This window comes from Paenibacillus sp. YAE3, from assembly GCF_057546105.1.
On sequence record NZ_BAAIYF010000028.1, the window covers coordinates 1 to 14,119 of the forward strand.

A 14,119-nucleotide genomic window follows, 5' to 3' on the forward strand; every position below is an offset into this window, starting at 1 on the left:
TCTCAGGAGAGCAAGCTCTCCATCAACTCCGCTCGACTTGCATGTATTAGGCACGCCGCCAGCGTTCGTCCTGAGCCAGGATCAAACTCTCCAAGAAAGTTTGTGACTCATTTTGAATCTGACGAGATTGATTTAATCTCAATCGCTCCGGTCCGAAGACCATCGCATACATACTCACTCATTGTTCAGTTTTCAAAGAGCAACTAAATATCGGACCGTTTGTGGCCGGAATACTAATATACCACATACAACTGAGTAATGCTACTAGTAATTAATTCCAGACCAGCAATTCCTTTTAACATTGGCTATCTTGTGTCCGGATAATTAATATACCATGAATATTCACCAATTACTACAGGTAATGTTTTCCACACCATTATCAAGATCTTGCAATCACATAACAATAATAGCACTTTAACATCAACACCATGAACGTTCTGCTTCACTTCCAACTAGAATAGTAAATGCGTCTCCAATATATTGCGCAACACTCGGATCTAGTTTCGGAGGAAAAAACCAAACGCTAAATGCAACTATGAAAAATACCATTGCCAAAAAAGTGACACCGTCTGAAAAACTCTCTCCACCGTAACACTTGTAAAGAGTGCAACAACTGAAAATGATGCTACCGCCAACTAAGGTATTTCCATGACCAGTTAATCGAAATATTGCAGCTTGTTAAAGTAAAAAGCCCGCTGAGACCAGCGGGCTTTCTTGTGGGTCAATTTCAAAGGGGATCTATGTCCCATATTTTTTGTTGCAGGACAATCAATGTCGAATGTCGTTTGTTCTTGATTCCTTACTCCACCGTCACGCTTTTCGCCAAATTCCGCGGCTTATCCACGTCGTTTCCTCTGGCGAGGGAAGCGTAGTAGGACAGCAGCTGGAGCGGTACGACAGACAGGGCCGGCGTCAGCAGCGGCAAAGTTTTAGGAATGGCGAAAGCCTGGTTCACGGACTTGAGCAGGCTTGCGACATGCTCTTCGTGCGTAATCGCCATAATGTCGGCGCCGCGTGCGCTGACTTCCTTGATGTTGCTCACCGTTTTTTCAAGTACGGATTCCTGGGTTGCCAGGGCGATTACAGGAATGCCTTCTTCGATCAAGGCCAGCGTGCCGTGTTTCAGTTCCCCGGCCGCATACGCTTCGGAATGGATGTAGGAAATTTCTTTCAGCTTCAAAGAGCCTTCCTGTGCCACCGCATAATCCAATCCCCGTCCGATAAAGAATAAGTGCTCATGCTTGGAAATCTGTTCTGCATAGGCTTTGATCGCATCCGGTTTCGCCAGCATGCTTTCGAGCTGCTCAGGCAGCGCCTGCATGGCGGCAATAATGTGTGCAACCTCTTCCGGCGTTTGCGTACCGCGCACCTCCGCCAGGTAGAGAGCCAGCAGGTAAAATGCGATCAATTGGGAAGTATATGCTTTTGTCGAAGCGACGGCAATTTCCGGTCCGGCTAGGGTTACGATGACGTCATCCGCATCCCGGGCAATGGAGCTGCCGACTACGTTCGTAATGGCAAGCACATGTGCCCCGTGGGACTGCGCTTCGCGCAAAGCGGCCAGCGTATCCGCCGTTTCGCCCGATTGGCTGACCACAATAACCAGCGTATCTTTCGTCACGATCGGCGAACGGTAACGGTATTCGGAAGCGACATCCGTTTCGACCGGAATCCGTACCAGCGATTCGATGGCATGACGTCCGACAAGACCGGCATGGTATGCCGTGCCGCAAGCAACGATTTGGATTTTGCTGATGCCTTTGATTTGCTCCGGCGTCAGCTTCAGCTCAGGCAGAACGACTTTTTTGCCGGATTCGTCGATCCGTCCGCGCATCGTGTCGCGATATGCCTTCGGCTGCTCATGAATCTCTTTAAGCATAAAATGCTCAAAGCCGCCTTTTTCCGCAGTAACGGCATCCCAGTCGACATGAATCATTTCCCGAGAAATAAAATTCCCTTCAATCGTCATCAATTCGACAGAGTCCTTCGTCAAAACGGCCATCTCGCCGTCGTTCAAAATATACACGTTTCGCGTATATTGCAGAATCGCCGGAATGTCCGAACCGATAAAATTCTCGCCTTCCCCGATCCCGATAATAAGCGGGCTTGCCTGACGAACGGCAACCAGCTTATCCGGCTCGTATTCAGTCAATACGCCCAGCGCAAACGCGCCGCGCATTTGGGAAATCGCTTTTTGTACGGCTTTGACAATATCGCCTTGGTATTCACGCGCAATCAGATGGGAAATGACTTCCGTATCGGTTTCCGACACAAAATGATGTCCTTCCGCGATCAGCTCATCCTTCAGCTCCAAATAATTTTCGACGATTCCGTTATGAACGACCGAAAATTTATGGCTGTTGTCCGTATGAGGATGGGAATTGGCGTCCGAAGGTTTGCCATGGGTAGCCCAGCGTGTATGGCCGATCCCTGCGCTTCCCACCAGCGGTGTATCCTCCAGCTTCGACTCCAGATTCGCGATCCGGCCTTTAGCCTTGGCAATTTGTAATCCCTGATCGGTAAAAACCGCGATTCCCGCGGAATCATAACCGCGATATTCCAGCTTTTTCAATCCCTCGATCAATACTTCCTGCGTATTCTTTTGACCAATATATCCGACAATACCACACATAATCTATTTTCCTCCGTTCACTTCTCCAAATTGGGTTTTAGAGAGCATACGGGAACAAACCGTGCGGCATGTGCCAAATGTACGGGAAAACAAACTTTGTATGAAGTTTACAAGGTACGATTTCACGAATGTACATCCGGCTGCTGCCGCTTCATTAGGTTCTCATGCCCGCACACTCATGAAAATTATGATTTTCTCTTTCACCCACCGGAAGCGTTGTGTGAACAGTCGCCCATTCATTTTCCGTTTTCGGTTTACGGCTTTGGTGAATCACCGGAAGGTCCCCGCCGAATCATTCGAACACCTTCACCTCGTCAACTTGGTGCTTCGCAAATCAAGCCGTCTGCCGGCCCGATTCTTTCTCCGTACAAAACCCAAGTTCTGGCGCTTAATGGATATACCTCACGATCCTCGCTTTCTATTTCGGAATGACAATTGTTGCTTAACCCGCTTGTCGTTTTTGTGATGGTTCGACAAACGTAGTTTTAATTATATTCATACCGACCCGCTTTTGCAATCCGGCATCATTCCCATGCTTGCTTGCCTCTTCCCTGTTCACCCTATATGAAAGCCGATGAAACCTGAACTTTAGTTTCACCGGCCCATGATGAAAGTTCCTGTATTTTACTGTAAAAATAAATCCGAGGTCTTACGCAAGCTCCCGTTTCACAACGTCAACGATTTGGCTGACGTACTGATCCAGTTGGTCCTTATCCGGACCTTCGGCCATTACGCGGATCAAAGATTCCGTCCCCGACGGGCGAACCAGCACGCGGCCGTTGTCGCCGAGGATACCTTCCACTTCCTTAATCGCGGATTCGATTGCTGCGTTGCCTTCGTATTTGCTTTTGTCTTCCACGCGCACGTTGACGAGCACCTGCGGATATTTGCGCATCATCGTTCTAAGCTCGCTCAATTTTTTGCCGGAGCCCGCCACAATGTCAACGAGTTGAATCGCCGTTAGTATGCCATCCCCGGTCGTATTATAGTCGAGGAAAATAACGTGGCCGGACTGTTCGCCGCCCAGGTTATATCCGCCTTTGCGCATCTCTTCCATCACGTAACGGTCACCTACGGCGGTCTTTGCCGTATTCAGGCCCAGCTGTTCGGCAGCTTTGTAAAAACCGATGTTGCTCATGACCGTCGACACGATCGTACCTTTGTTCAGCTTGCCTTGTTTGTTGAGCGCATCCCCGCAAATGCAAAGGATAAAGTCGCCGTCGACTTCCTCTCCTTCGTTGTCGATGGCGATCAGACGGTCCGCATCCCCGTCGAATGCAAGGCCCAGGTCGGCTTTGGTTGCCAGGACCGTTTCTCTAAGCTTTTCCGGATGCGTCGAGCCGCATTGGTCGTTGATGTTCAAGCCGTTCGGCTCCGCCCCGATTTTGATGACTTCGGCACCCAGTTCTTCAAACAGTTTCGGCGCCAGTTCATAGGCCGCTCCATTCGCGCAGTCCAGCACGATTTTCATGCCTTTGAAGCTGTGGCTGATCGTGGATTTCAAATAGTCCAAATATTTATATTTCGAATCGTTGTCGACAATGACGTTGCCGAGATCCTTCCCAATCGGGCGTGGCAGCTCGTCGGTTTCGGCATCCATCAAAGCTTCGATTTTGAGCTCCGTTTCATCGGAGAGCTTAAATCCGTCCCCGCCAAAAAACTTGATGCCGTTATCCTGCACCGGATTGTGCGAAGCGGAAATCATGACGCCCGCGTCGGCTTTCAACAATCTCGTAATGTAGGCAACCGCAGGCGTTGTCACAACGCCAAGACGGACGACATGCGCTCCGATCGAGAGTAGGCCCGCTACCAAGGCGGATTCGAGCATCACGCCGGATACGCGGGTATCCATGCCAATCACGACCGTCGGCTTCTCTACATCGCCCGTGAGCACATAACCGCCGCAGCGGCCGATGCTGTATGCCATTTCAGCCGTCAGTTCCTTGTTTGCGACACCGCGTACGCCGTCAGTTCCAAAATATTTCCCCATGTTCCTTCTCCTTTTTCGAATACTATGCTTTAAATCAATCCATAAATTGCTCATTTCAGTCCATTCTCGGAAGTTATTATCTCTCAAGCGGCGTCGAACTAAAGCATGGTTCTCCTCAATCCCCGATCCGTATTCCTTTTAGAGACCCCATTCATATGATCTTTAGTTCCTCCGAAATAACGTTAGTTGTTTTCGGTTTCGCCCGTTTCGTTGGTGCTGCCGTCCGGAGGATTATCGGTTGAGGTAGAGGAATCCGGCGGCAATGGCTCCTCCGTTTTCTCGTTGGTTTGGGTTCCGGCATCATTTCCCTGTTCCTTTCCCTTATCGTCGGTTCCGGGATCAGGGTGGGTAACGGCAGGCTTCGATTTATCTTTAATTTCAACCGTCGCGGTCAGAGGCGTCCCCGGATCCGCTCGGGAAACATACCGCGGGAGAATCACTTGCAGCGTCACCTCGTGGGTTCCCGGGCTTAGTCCGTCGATGCTTGCGATGAGCTCGATGTCGTTTTTCGTCAAACTATCCAGCAAGCCGGGAGCTCCGTTAAGCGCCAGCGACATCGTTTTGCTCGCCGGGTTTACGATGTCGGCCGATAATCCGCTCGCGTTATCGTTTTTGATCATGATCGGGATATCGTTTATAACTCGCTGCGAATTGGAAACCGTCGTAATTTCCACCTGCAGGGAGCTAGGCTCGATTTTCTCAAAACCCGGCGGCGGCGTCAAGTCCACAGGAAGAACTACCGTTCCGGCTGCGGTGATCTTGCTTAGATCGACGTTGATTTCGCTGTAGGACTTTATTCCCGCCAATTCATCCTGCGGGCCGTACAGCTTCACTTTGGTCGCGCTAGGCAGTGCTTTGGAAATAACAAGCCCCTCCGGTAGTTTTCCGATATATTGCAGTTCGATCGGCACTTCCTTATAAGGAGGCGATATGACGATATCCACCGTTACGGAGGACGGTTCAAGCACGGCGCCTTGGATTTCTTGACCCTGCTTGTCGTAGGCCGCCAGCTTTACCCGTTTTTCCTTCAGGGTGCCGTCTTCGCCGTCGATGGAAACGGAGCCTTGCACCTTTGCGACTTCGCGAAGCTCGCTTTCGGGGAGCGTCACCTTCACGGTTGCTGGCTGCGGCGTAATTTGCCCAAGCGTATACCCTTCGGCAGGCGTGCCTTTGGTCACGATCGTAACCGGGAACGTCGCCGTATTTCTTTCTTCAATATTGACGGTTACCGTGGAAGGCTGAATGTTGACAAGTTCCAACCCTTTGGGAAGATCCACGCTCAAAGGCAATGTGCTGGTCCCCACCTTGGCTTTCGACAGATCCAGCCTGATTTTGTATTCATCGGAAAACGCCGAGATCAAATCCATCTTTTTTCCTTTGATTTCAATACGAACCCGATCCGTATCCATCGCGCTCAAAATGTATTTTTTCTCGTCCAATCCAAAAGGCTGGACCTTGACGTTTTCGATGATTCTCGTATCGATTTTGGCGGTTGGGGTCGGGGTATCGTTGTTCCAGTGAACCATGCTCCATAACAATACGCTGACCGCCAGCGCCAACACTTTGGCGAAATTGTTGTTATTGATCCATTTATTCATGTTTATCCGTCCCCTTCCGGCGCCAGAACATCGGGCGTTTGTCTTTAGGGGTTGAATTCGGGCGGAGCTCCTCATACAGCTTCGAGATCAAGGACTCTTCCTTGATGTCGCGAACGACTTGTCCATTGATCGCAAGCGAAATTTGGCCCGTTTCTTCGGACACGACGACCGACACCGCGTCCCCGACTTCGCTGATCCCGATCGCTGCACGGTGCCGCGTACCGAGTTCCTTGCTGATAAAAGGATTCTCCGAAAGCGGCAGGTAACACGCTGCGGCGGCAATCTGGTTGTTTTGGATGATGACGGCTCCATCATGTAGAGGGGTATTCGGGATAAAAATGTTGATGAGCAGCTGCGAACTGACCATCGACTGCATCGGAATGCCTGACTCGGTGTATTCGTTAAGTCCCGTCTGCCGCTCAAAAACGATTAATGCGCCTATTTTTCTACGCGCTAAATAATTTACGGCTTTAATGACTTCCCCGATCAGTTTGTTGAACTCCTCGTCTTCCGCCGATGATCGGCCGAAGATCTTGCCCCGGCCCAACTGTTCCAGCGCCCGCCGCAGCTCCGGCTGGAAGATGATGAAGATGGCGAAAATGCCGAAGTTAAAGATCTGGTTCATCAGCCATCGCAGCGTAAACAGATCGAACCACGTGCTTAATGCCCATATAATCACGAGAACCAGGATCCCCTTCAAAAGCTGAACGGCCCTGGTACCTCTGACGAGTAGAATGACCTGATAAATGATGTAGGTAACGATAGCGATATCGATAATATCTTTAATGGATTCTTTCCATGTCAGATCCGTAAAATAATTCATACTTAGGCCCCCGTACTACCCCTTGAATGTAAAATGGGTCTCTATGTAATATACTTTCCCCTATATCTTCTAGGTTATAACGATCAAGTGCAGGTTGCAAGCGGCGCAAGCTCCGGATTGGATGCATTTAAACATTTTTCCAGCAAAAAGGCGCCTTCTTTCTGTAAAGAGGCGCCATCAATGTTCAGTTCCAGCATGGTTTTAACGGTAGGCGACATCGGAAAACGCGTTTGTAATTTTATACCACAGCCAATCCAAAGCCTGGTCAATGTTTTTGACCTTTCCGGAAATATGCGCCGTTGAAGCTTGGTATAAAGATCCGTCGATGACTGTCAGATTCCCGTTCACTTCACCGTAAATTTTCGTTTTTCCGTTTTCCACCGTCAAATTGCCGGCGATGCTTTTTCCTTCGGGGACGATTACCGTGTCTCCTTCAATGACGACTTGATCCAGGTCATTCCCCTTCACTACCAACTGCGAGTCCTGGTCCCAGAAACTGACGGAGCTGATGAACATCACGATCAGAAAAATCGCCGCAGCCGTCACAGCAGGATGTCTCCGAATCCATCCCAGCCAAGGCTGCTGTTTCTTTTCCTGAGGCAACGCGCTCATGATCCGCTGGGTCAGCTCAAGAGGTGCAGACGGGGCATGATGGGACAAGGAAAACATCAGCATATCCGTCTGTTCCAGCTCTTTAAACTGCATCCGACAAGCAGGGCAGGACAACAAATGGGCCTTTAGCTCCATCTGCTGTTCCTTGGACAAGTCGTCATCTAGGTAGTCATGCATTAAAGAGACGGCCAAGTTGCATTCCATATGAGCCAATCCTTTCATTCAAGTAGATGTATTCGAACCCTTTTCTGCCGAAGGGCACAAGACTTGTTTAATTTGTAATACGTAGGGCCGTTTATAATGTTTCAACAAAAAAACAGGAAAATTACATTTTGGGCTCCAGTTTTTTGCGCAAAAATTCCCGTCCCCGGTGTACCCGCGTTTTAATGGTTGTTACAGGCATGCCAAGAACGTCGCTGATTTCCTGCAAGGACAAGTCCTGCAAATACCTGAGTATCATGACCGACTTATATTTGGCCGGAAGCGAGTCGATCGCCTGATAGATGATCTGCTGCGTCTCCGATAACAACGCTTCGCTTTCGGGCGTGCGGTTATCGCTTGGGATCATCGAATAACCATCCATGCCTTCCTGATCGTTCATTTCCGCATCCAGCGAATACGTCGGTTTTTTCTTCCGCAAACGGTCGATGCATAAGTTGGTTGCGATCCGGTAGATCCAGGTCGAAAACTTTTGGTTCTGGTCATAACGGTCCAGGTTTCGGTACACGCGCAAAAAAGTCTCCTGAACGATATCCTCCGCCTCATGGCGGTTGCTCAGCATCCTGTAGGCCAAATGGTATATTTTATCTTTGTAGAGCTCCACAATTTCGGCAAATGCGCGCTGATCCCCTTTCAGGGCCAGCTTGGTCAACCTATTTTCTATATTATCCACCAATGAATTCCCCCAGACTTGCTGATGGGTAACGAGCTTTTTTTCACATCATTCAAATCGTAATTCAACTCCCTGCAAAATGCAAGACAACTTTGTAAAGATATACAAAGAGGTTTTGGCCAAAAAAAAAAAGGAAAGCCGAGGTTCAACGAATTGAATCCCGGCTTTCCAAAAATAAGGCATCATGAATGCGTCTTACGAATCAGTTTCAGCGGCACATCAGCCCGTATTCCGGAGACCTGCGGCAATGCCGTTGATGGTGAGAAGCACCTCGCGGAGCAGCTCGGCGTCGTCCTCGTCTTTCTCGCGAAGGCCGCGAAGCTCGCTCAGAAGCTGCACCTGAAGATAGCTGAGCGGATCGACGTACGGATTGCGCAAACGAATGGATTCCTGAATGACAGGAACATTGTCCAGGATTTCCTTTTGTCCGGTGATTTTCAGGATCAGATCCGAAGTCAGCTTAAATTCCTCTTCAATTAATTTAAAGATCCGCTGACGGGCTTCTTCGTTTTTGGACATATTCGCGTATTCATGGGCAATCACCATGTCCGCCTTGGCGATGGCCATTTGAAGAGAATCGATCAAGGAAGTGAAGAACGAGAATTTCTCGTACATTTCCTGCATGATTTTCAGGTTCTCTTCTTTATTTTGATAAAAGCTTTGGAGCCCCGTTCCCGCAGCATACCATGCCGGCAGCAGGAAACGGCTTTGCGTCCAGGAAAACACCCACGGAATCGCGCGCAGATCCTCGAAACGGTCGCTGTTTTTCCGTTTGGAAGGACGGGAGCCGATATTCAGCTCTCCCACCTCCGGCAGCGGCGTCGACTCCTTGAAGAAGGTCAAGAAGTCCGGATCGCGGAAGATGAGATCCTGATACTTTTTACGGGATACCTCCGACATCTCTTTGACGATGTTATCCCAATACGCTTCGCGCTCGTCATCTTCCTGCGGAGCACGTTTGTTGATCGCCGCGGTGATCAAAGCCGACGTTGCCTGCTCCAAACTGCGGTACGCGATCCCTTTGAGGGAATAACGGGACGAAATGACTTCGCCTTGTTCCGTGATTTTGATGCCGCCGCCAATCGTGGAAGCTGGCTGAGCGAGGATCGAACGGTTGAGCGGCATGCCGCCGCGTCCAAGCGCGCCGCCGCGTCCGTGGAAGAACTTCAGCTTGATTCCTGCCTCATTGGCAACCGCCGTAAGTTCCTTCAAGGCTACGCGCAGCTCATAGTTCGCGGTGACGGCTCCCCCGTCTTTGTTACTGTCGGAATAACCGAGCATGATTTCCTGCAGATCGTTTCTTGCCTTAATGCTCTCACGATAGATCGGCAGCTTAAACAATCGTTTCATGATGGCCGGAGCGGCATGAAGGTCCTCGATCGTCTCAAACAGCGGTACGGCCTGCAGCGTGCAATGCACAGTGCCGTCGGCGTTTTGGCGGAACAATCCGACCTCTTTGGCGAATACCATGACTTCCATGATGTCGCTTGCGCCTTCGGCCATGCTGATCAAATAGCTCGTGATGCAATGTTTGCCGTATTCCTGCTGGGCCTTATAGACCGTGCGGAACACGTCAAGGCACTCTTTCGTGCTTGCGCTGTATTGATGATAGTTGGACGTAATCGGTCTAGGCTCGCTAAGCAGCTGGGCCAAGAGCGATATTTTTTCCTCTTCGGACAATTTCGAATAATCCGGCGTGACGTTAATCTGCGCCAAAATCTCTTTCATCGCATTTTCATGCTCTTGGCTGTGCTGGCGGATATCCAAAGCAGCCGTATGGAACCCAAACAGCTCAACCTGCCGTATTAATTTTTGTATATAAGTATCGGCAACGTAATCGGCATAGTGGAAACGCAAGCTGCGGTCGATGATTTTCAAATCCTCGATGAAATCGAGCGGCGTGCCGTATGCTTGAGGCGTTCCCTTTTTGCTGTCGTCCAGAACATTGCTGATTTTCTCCATCATGTAAACGAGTTTGATCCGGTAAGGCTCTTTTTCGTTATGCCAAATGGTCCGTCTCGTAATTTCGACATGTTCGCGGTCGTCGGCAATCGACTTCAGAAGCTCGCCCGACACATCCACGATCGAAGTGCTGAAGCTCAAATATTGCATGTACTCGTTCAAAATCCGCTGATACTCGCGAATGGCCAGCTTACGCTGCAAGCGCAGCGTCTCCCAAGTAATCTCGGCCGTCACGGACGGGTTTCCGTCGCGGTCGCCGCCGATCCAGGAACCGAAACGCAGGTACGTAGGCACGTGCCAGTTGTGGCCTGGGTAATACTTGTTCAAACAGCGTTCCAGCTCCTGATATACTTCAGGAAGCACGTGGAACAGCGTTTCATGGAAATAATACATGCCGTTTCTGACCTCATCCAGAACCGTCGGCTTGCCCGCTCTCAGTTCGTCCGTTTGCCACAGCGTAATGACTTCGTTCAGCAGCTTTTCACGGAGCTGTTCCCGTTCACGGAAAGTAAGAGTCGGATTATCCAGCAGCATGACATCCTCTGAGATCCGTTTATGAATATCGAGAATGGCTCTGCGCATCGCTTCCGTCGGGTGTGCGGTCATAACCAGCTCAAGCGAAAGGCTTTCGATGATCTCCTGCACTTCCTCGTACGTGAACCGGCGATCCTTTAAGTCCTGAACGGCGCTTTCGATCGAGCCGGGCTGTACCGTTTCCCCTGCCGACCGTTCATAATCGCGTTTGCGGCGAATCCGGTGATTCTGCTCGGCAATGTTGACCAATTGGAAATAGATCGCAAAGGCCCGGATGACCTGATGGCGAATGTCCGGTTCAAGCGTTTTGATGATTTGTTTGAAATCTTCATACAATTCAGGCAAAAACACAGAGCGTAATGACTTGCTGGTCTCGCGAATCTTTTCAACAATATCCAGAAGCTCGTTACCGCCCTGATGGACAAGCACTTCGCCGAGAATGTTTCCCAAGAAGCGTACATCACGCCGCAGAAGGTTGTTTGAATTGCTTTTATTTGCGGTTACCGTAAGTTCAGTCATGCTACTCCTCCCATTCCATTCCGTTTGTATTGCTCTCTCTTAGCTCTGCTTTCTAAACATCATACAACAAAATACATCGAAAATCTGCACTTTTCTGCGATAAAGCGAAAATTTATTATGTAAATTATTAAAAAGGACAGTGCATTTATATGCAGAAATAAAACATGCCGTTTCAAGCATTGACTTTGATAATAAAGAACAGTAATTACTTCCCCTGATAATAACCATTCCTATTTCCGGGTATTTATTCATCGGGCTTTTATGGCGCCCAACAATTTCCTAGGTTTTGCGGGGAACCGAAGCCTGATTGTATACAAGCCTGCCAACGATATAGTTCTCTATAATGAGTAATGGATTTCCGGCTCGGGATTAGACCTGTTTTTTGAGAACATCGTAAAGGCTGACATCCGTTGAGGAGATGCTTAGGGAGAATGGAGAGTCCACTCGATTGATTTACCCCAAAAAGAGCCGTTCTGAAACAGCAAAAGTTAAGCATCCTGTTGAGGAAGAAAATAATCGACGCGCGTCCTGATCGGGTGATCACGAAGATGCCTGCAGAGACGGTCCACCCTAATGCACGGGCTCTCTTCCTCACAGATCTCCATATAACAAAAAAACGCCCTTCGGCGTGTTTGTTTTAAATCTATATGGAGCGGGTGATGGGAATCGAACCCACGCTACCAGCTTGGAAGGCTGGAGTTCTACCATTGAACTACACCCGCATATACGGAATGAAAATATCGGGATGACACGATTCGAACATGCGACCCCCTGGTCCCAAACCAGGTGCTCTACCAAGCTGAGCTACATCCCGATATGACATGAAAATGGCGCGCCCTAAGAGATTCGAACTCCTGACCTTTTGATTCGTAGTCAAACGCTCTATCCAGCTGAGCTAAGGGCGCATTTATAATGGAGCGGACGACGGGAATCGAACCCGCGACCCTCGCCTTGGCAAGGCGATGCTCTACCGCTGAGCCACGTCCGCATAACAATGGTGCGCGTGGAGGGACTTGAACCCCCACGTCAAAGACGCTAGATCCTAAGTCTAGTGCGTCTGCCAATTCCGCCACACGCGCAAATCTTCGACTGATTCGTCGCCGTTTGCATCGTGATTCGGCTTGTTTTATCAAACCGTATCTCGTAGCGACAAGAATGATCTTACCATACATCTCAATAAAGAGTCAAGCATTTTTATAAAATATTTTTTTGGAATTTTAAAATCAAACCCTATCCCTTTTCTTTAGGCCAATAAATCATGGATATTTAGGCTTCTCCTCGTTTATGATGCATGATTCTTTCCCCTTTATGAATCAGATTCAAGTAATTCAATGGTAACCACATTCATTCCCATAATGAAGGGAAATTCAAACCTAGAATGGAGTTCATCAAGCCATGACGATAAGTTCACATATCATGGATAATGGCGGCCAGGGACGGCCATCCAAACGCAAATGATATGAGTAATGGGATCATCTCCATAACACCGAATAAAACGGCCTTATGACCTTTAAACATGTTGGCTGTTATCTTATCCATATAGAGCCACGAAATCCGCGTATAACCCCATATTTCATTTGGGAAGCATCGAAATATTACCTGTGCCCCAAAAACGCGTTCAAGCCAAAAATAAGGCCCTATAAAGGCCTTTAACCGTAGCGGATGTTGAATTGCTCTCATCCATTTTATTGGCTTTCTATAGGGGCGTATAGACCGTCTGATGCATCCCATGAGCTCAAACATTCCACTGGCAAGAACTCCCCGATAAAACAAAAAAACCATCTATTTTCCATAGATAGCTTCAAAATTCTATATAAGAGTGAGCCATGAAGGACTCGAACCTTCGACACCCTGATTAAAAGTCAGGTGCTCTACCAACTGAGCTAATGGCTCCCAACATGGGCCTTCCGATCTGTATACGGATGAGCTTTTAAAATGTATAAACAAGAAAATGGCTGGGGATATAGGATTCGAACCTATGCATGACGGAGTCAAAGTCCGTTGCCTTACCGCTTGGCTAATCCCCAACAATCGATAAGTATATCTTGTCCATTTTTCAAACCAATTATGAAAAATCATGGTGGAGGCTGAGGGGATCGAACCCCCGACCCTCTGCTTGTAAGGCAGATGCTCTCCCAGCTGAGCTAAGCCTCCCTGAGATTATGTATAAAAAATAATAAGTGGTGACCCGTAGGGGATTCGAACCCCTGTTACCTCCGTGAAAGGGAGGTGTCTTAACCCCTTGACCAACGGGCCACTTGAAAAGAAATGGAGCTCTCAACCGGGATCGAACCGGTGACCTCATCCTTACCATGGATGCACTCTACCTACTGAGCTATGAGAGCAAATGGCTCCCCGAACAGGACTCGAACCTGTGACAACTCGATTAACAGTCGAGTGCTCTACCGACTGAGCTATCAGGGAATGTACCGCTTGGCAGCGTCCTACTCTCCCAGGACCCTTCGGTCCAAGTACCATCGGCGCTGGAGGGCTTAACGGTCGTGTTCGGGATGGGTACGCGTGGAACCCCTCCGCTATCGCCACCAAACGATTCAAG

At 49.1% G+C, this 14,119-nt stretch carries 7 protein-coding genes, 11 tRNA genes and 2 rRNA genes; all 20 read right to left on the bottom strand.

Translation table 11 applies throughout. The annotated features are described in order from the left end of the window. A 16S ribosomal RNA gene (locus AC27KL_RS27840) occupies positions 1-97 on the bottom strand; the annotation flags it as partial. A 702-nt stretch (positions 98-799) separates the two neighbouring features. After that, complete coding sequence (glmS, locus tag AC27KL_RS27845) at positions 800-2,632, bottom strand: glutamine--fructose-6-phosphate transaminase (isomerizing) (protein ID WP_339322457.1); 1,833 nt, start codon at positions 2,630-2,632, stop codon at positions 800-802. A 649-nt stretch (positions 2,633-3,281) separates the two neighbouring features. Beyond that, the gene (gene glmM, locus AC27KL_RS27850) at positions 3,282-4,622 is read right to left on the bottom strand and encodes a phosphoglucosamine mutase (RefSeq protein ID WP_212952483.1); all 1,341 of its coding nucleotides are present in this window, start codon (positions 4,620-4,622) and stop codon (positions 3,282-3,284) included. Positions 4,623-4,804: 182 nt separating this feature from the next. Then, positions 4,805-6,220 (bottom strand): CdaR family protein, encoded by a 1,416-nt coding sequence (locus AC27KL_RS27855; RefSeq protein WP_339322458.1) that lies wholly within the window; start codon positions 6,218-6,220, stop codon positions 4,805-4,807. Continuing rightward, on the bottom strand, positions 6,213-7,043 hold the full coding sequence (cdaA, locus tag AC27KL_RS27860; protein ID WP_212952479.1) for a diadenylate cyclase CdaA: 831 nt from the start codon (positions 7,041-7,043) through the stop codon (positions 6,213-6,215). The genes AC27KL_RS27855 and cdaA overlap by 8 nt, the downstream gene beginning before the upstream one ends. Before the next feature lie 201 nt (positions 7,044-7,244). After that, positions 7,245-7,859, bottom strand: a complete 615-nt coding sequence (locus tag AC27KL_RS27865; protein WP_212952477.1) for a zf-HC2 domain-containing protein — start codon at positions 7,857-7,859, stop codon at positions 7,245-7,247. 121 nt (positions 7,860-7,980) lie between these two features. Then, positions 7,981-8,547 carry an RNA polymerase sigma factor SigW gene (sigW, locus tag AC27KL_RS27870; protein ID WP_212952475.1) on the bottom strand — a complete coding sequence of 189 codons (567 nt, stop codon included), beginning with the start codon at positions 8,545-8,547 and terminating at the stop codon, positions 7,981-7,983. A gap of 219 nt (positions 8,548-8,766) precedes the next feature. After that, on the bottom strand, positions 8,767-11,562 hold the full coding sequence (ppc, locus tag AC27KL_RS27875) for a phosphoenolpyruvate carboxylase (protein WP_339322459.1): 2,796 nt from the start codon (positions 11,560-11,562) through the stop codon (positions 8,767-8,769). Between the two features lie 648 nt (positions 11,563-12,210). Then, positions 12,211-12,284 (bottom strand) — tRNA-Gly (locus AC27KL_RS27880). 18 nt (positions 12,285-12,302) lie between these two features. Further along, a tRNA-Pro gene (locus AC27KL_RS27885) sits at positions 12,303-12,376 on the bottom strand. Between the two features lie 14 nt (positions 12,377-12,390). Beyond that, positions 12,391-12,467: transfer RNA gene (locus AC27KL_RS27890), tRNA-Arg, on the bottom strand. An 8-nt stretch (positions 12,468-12,475) separates the two neighbouring features. Further along, positions 12,476-12,550 (bottom strand) — tRNA-Gly (locus tag AC27KL_RS27895). A 7-nt stretch (positions 12,551-12,557) separates the two neighbouring features. Beyond that, positions 12,558-12,641, bottom strand: a tRNA-Leu gene (locus AC27KL_RS27900). Positions 12,642-13,382: 741 nt separating this feature from the next. After that, positions 13,383-13,455, bottom strand: a tRNA-Lys gene (locus AC27KL_RS27905). A 59-nt stretch (positions 13,456-13,514) separates the two neighbouring features. Then, positions 13,515-13,589: transfer RNA gene (locus AC27KL_RS27910), tRNA-Gln, on the bottom strand. Between the two features lie 51 nt (positions 13,590-13,640). Further along, a tRNA-Val gene (locus tag AC27KL_RS27915) sits at positions 13,641-13,716 on the bottom strand. A 27-nt stretch (positions 13,717-13,743) separates the two neighbouring features. Continuing rightward, positions 13,744-13,818, bottom strand: a tRNA-Glu gene (locus AC27KL_RS27920). 13 nt (positions 13,819-13,831) lie between these two features. After that, positions 13,832-13,907, bottom strand: a tRNA-Thr gene (locus tag AC27KL_RS27925). Positions 13,908-13,910: 3 nt separating this feature from the next. Then, a tRNA-Asn gene (locus tag AC27KL_RS27930) sits at positions 13,911-13,986 on the bottom strand. A gap of 7 nt (positions 13,987-13,993) precedes the next feature. Then, positions 13,994-14,110 (bottom strand): 5S ribosomal RNA (gene rrf, locus AC27KL_RS27935). Positions 14,111-14,119: the final 9 nt, after the last annotated feature.

Coding starts and splice junctions, on each gene's coding strand:
- glmS (WP_339322457.1), bottom strand. CDS start 2,632: ATGTGTGGTATTGTCGGATATATTGGTCAAAAGAATACGCAGGAAGTA.
- glmM (WP_212952483.1), bottom strand. CDS start 4,622: ATGGGGAAATATTTTGGAACTGACGGCGTACGCGGTGTCGCAAACAAG.
- AC27KL_RS27855 (WP_339322458.1), bottom strand. CDS start 6,220: ATGAATAAATGGATCAATAACAACAATTTCGCCAAAGTGTTGGCGCTG.
- cdaA (WP_212952479.1), bottom strand. CDS start 7,043: ATGAATTATTTTACGGATCTGACATGGAAAGAATCCATTAAAGATATT.
- AC27KL_RS27865 (WP_212952477.1), bottom strand. CDS start 7,859: ATGGAATGCAACTTGGCCGTCTCTTTAATGCATGACTACCTAGATGAC.
- ppc (WP_339322459.1), bottom strand. CDS start 11,562: ATGACTGAACTTACGGTAACCGCAAATAAAAGCAATTCAAACAACCTT.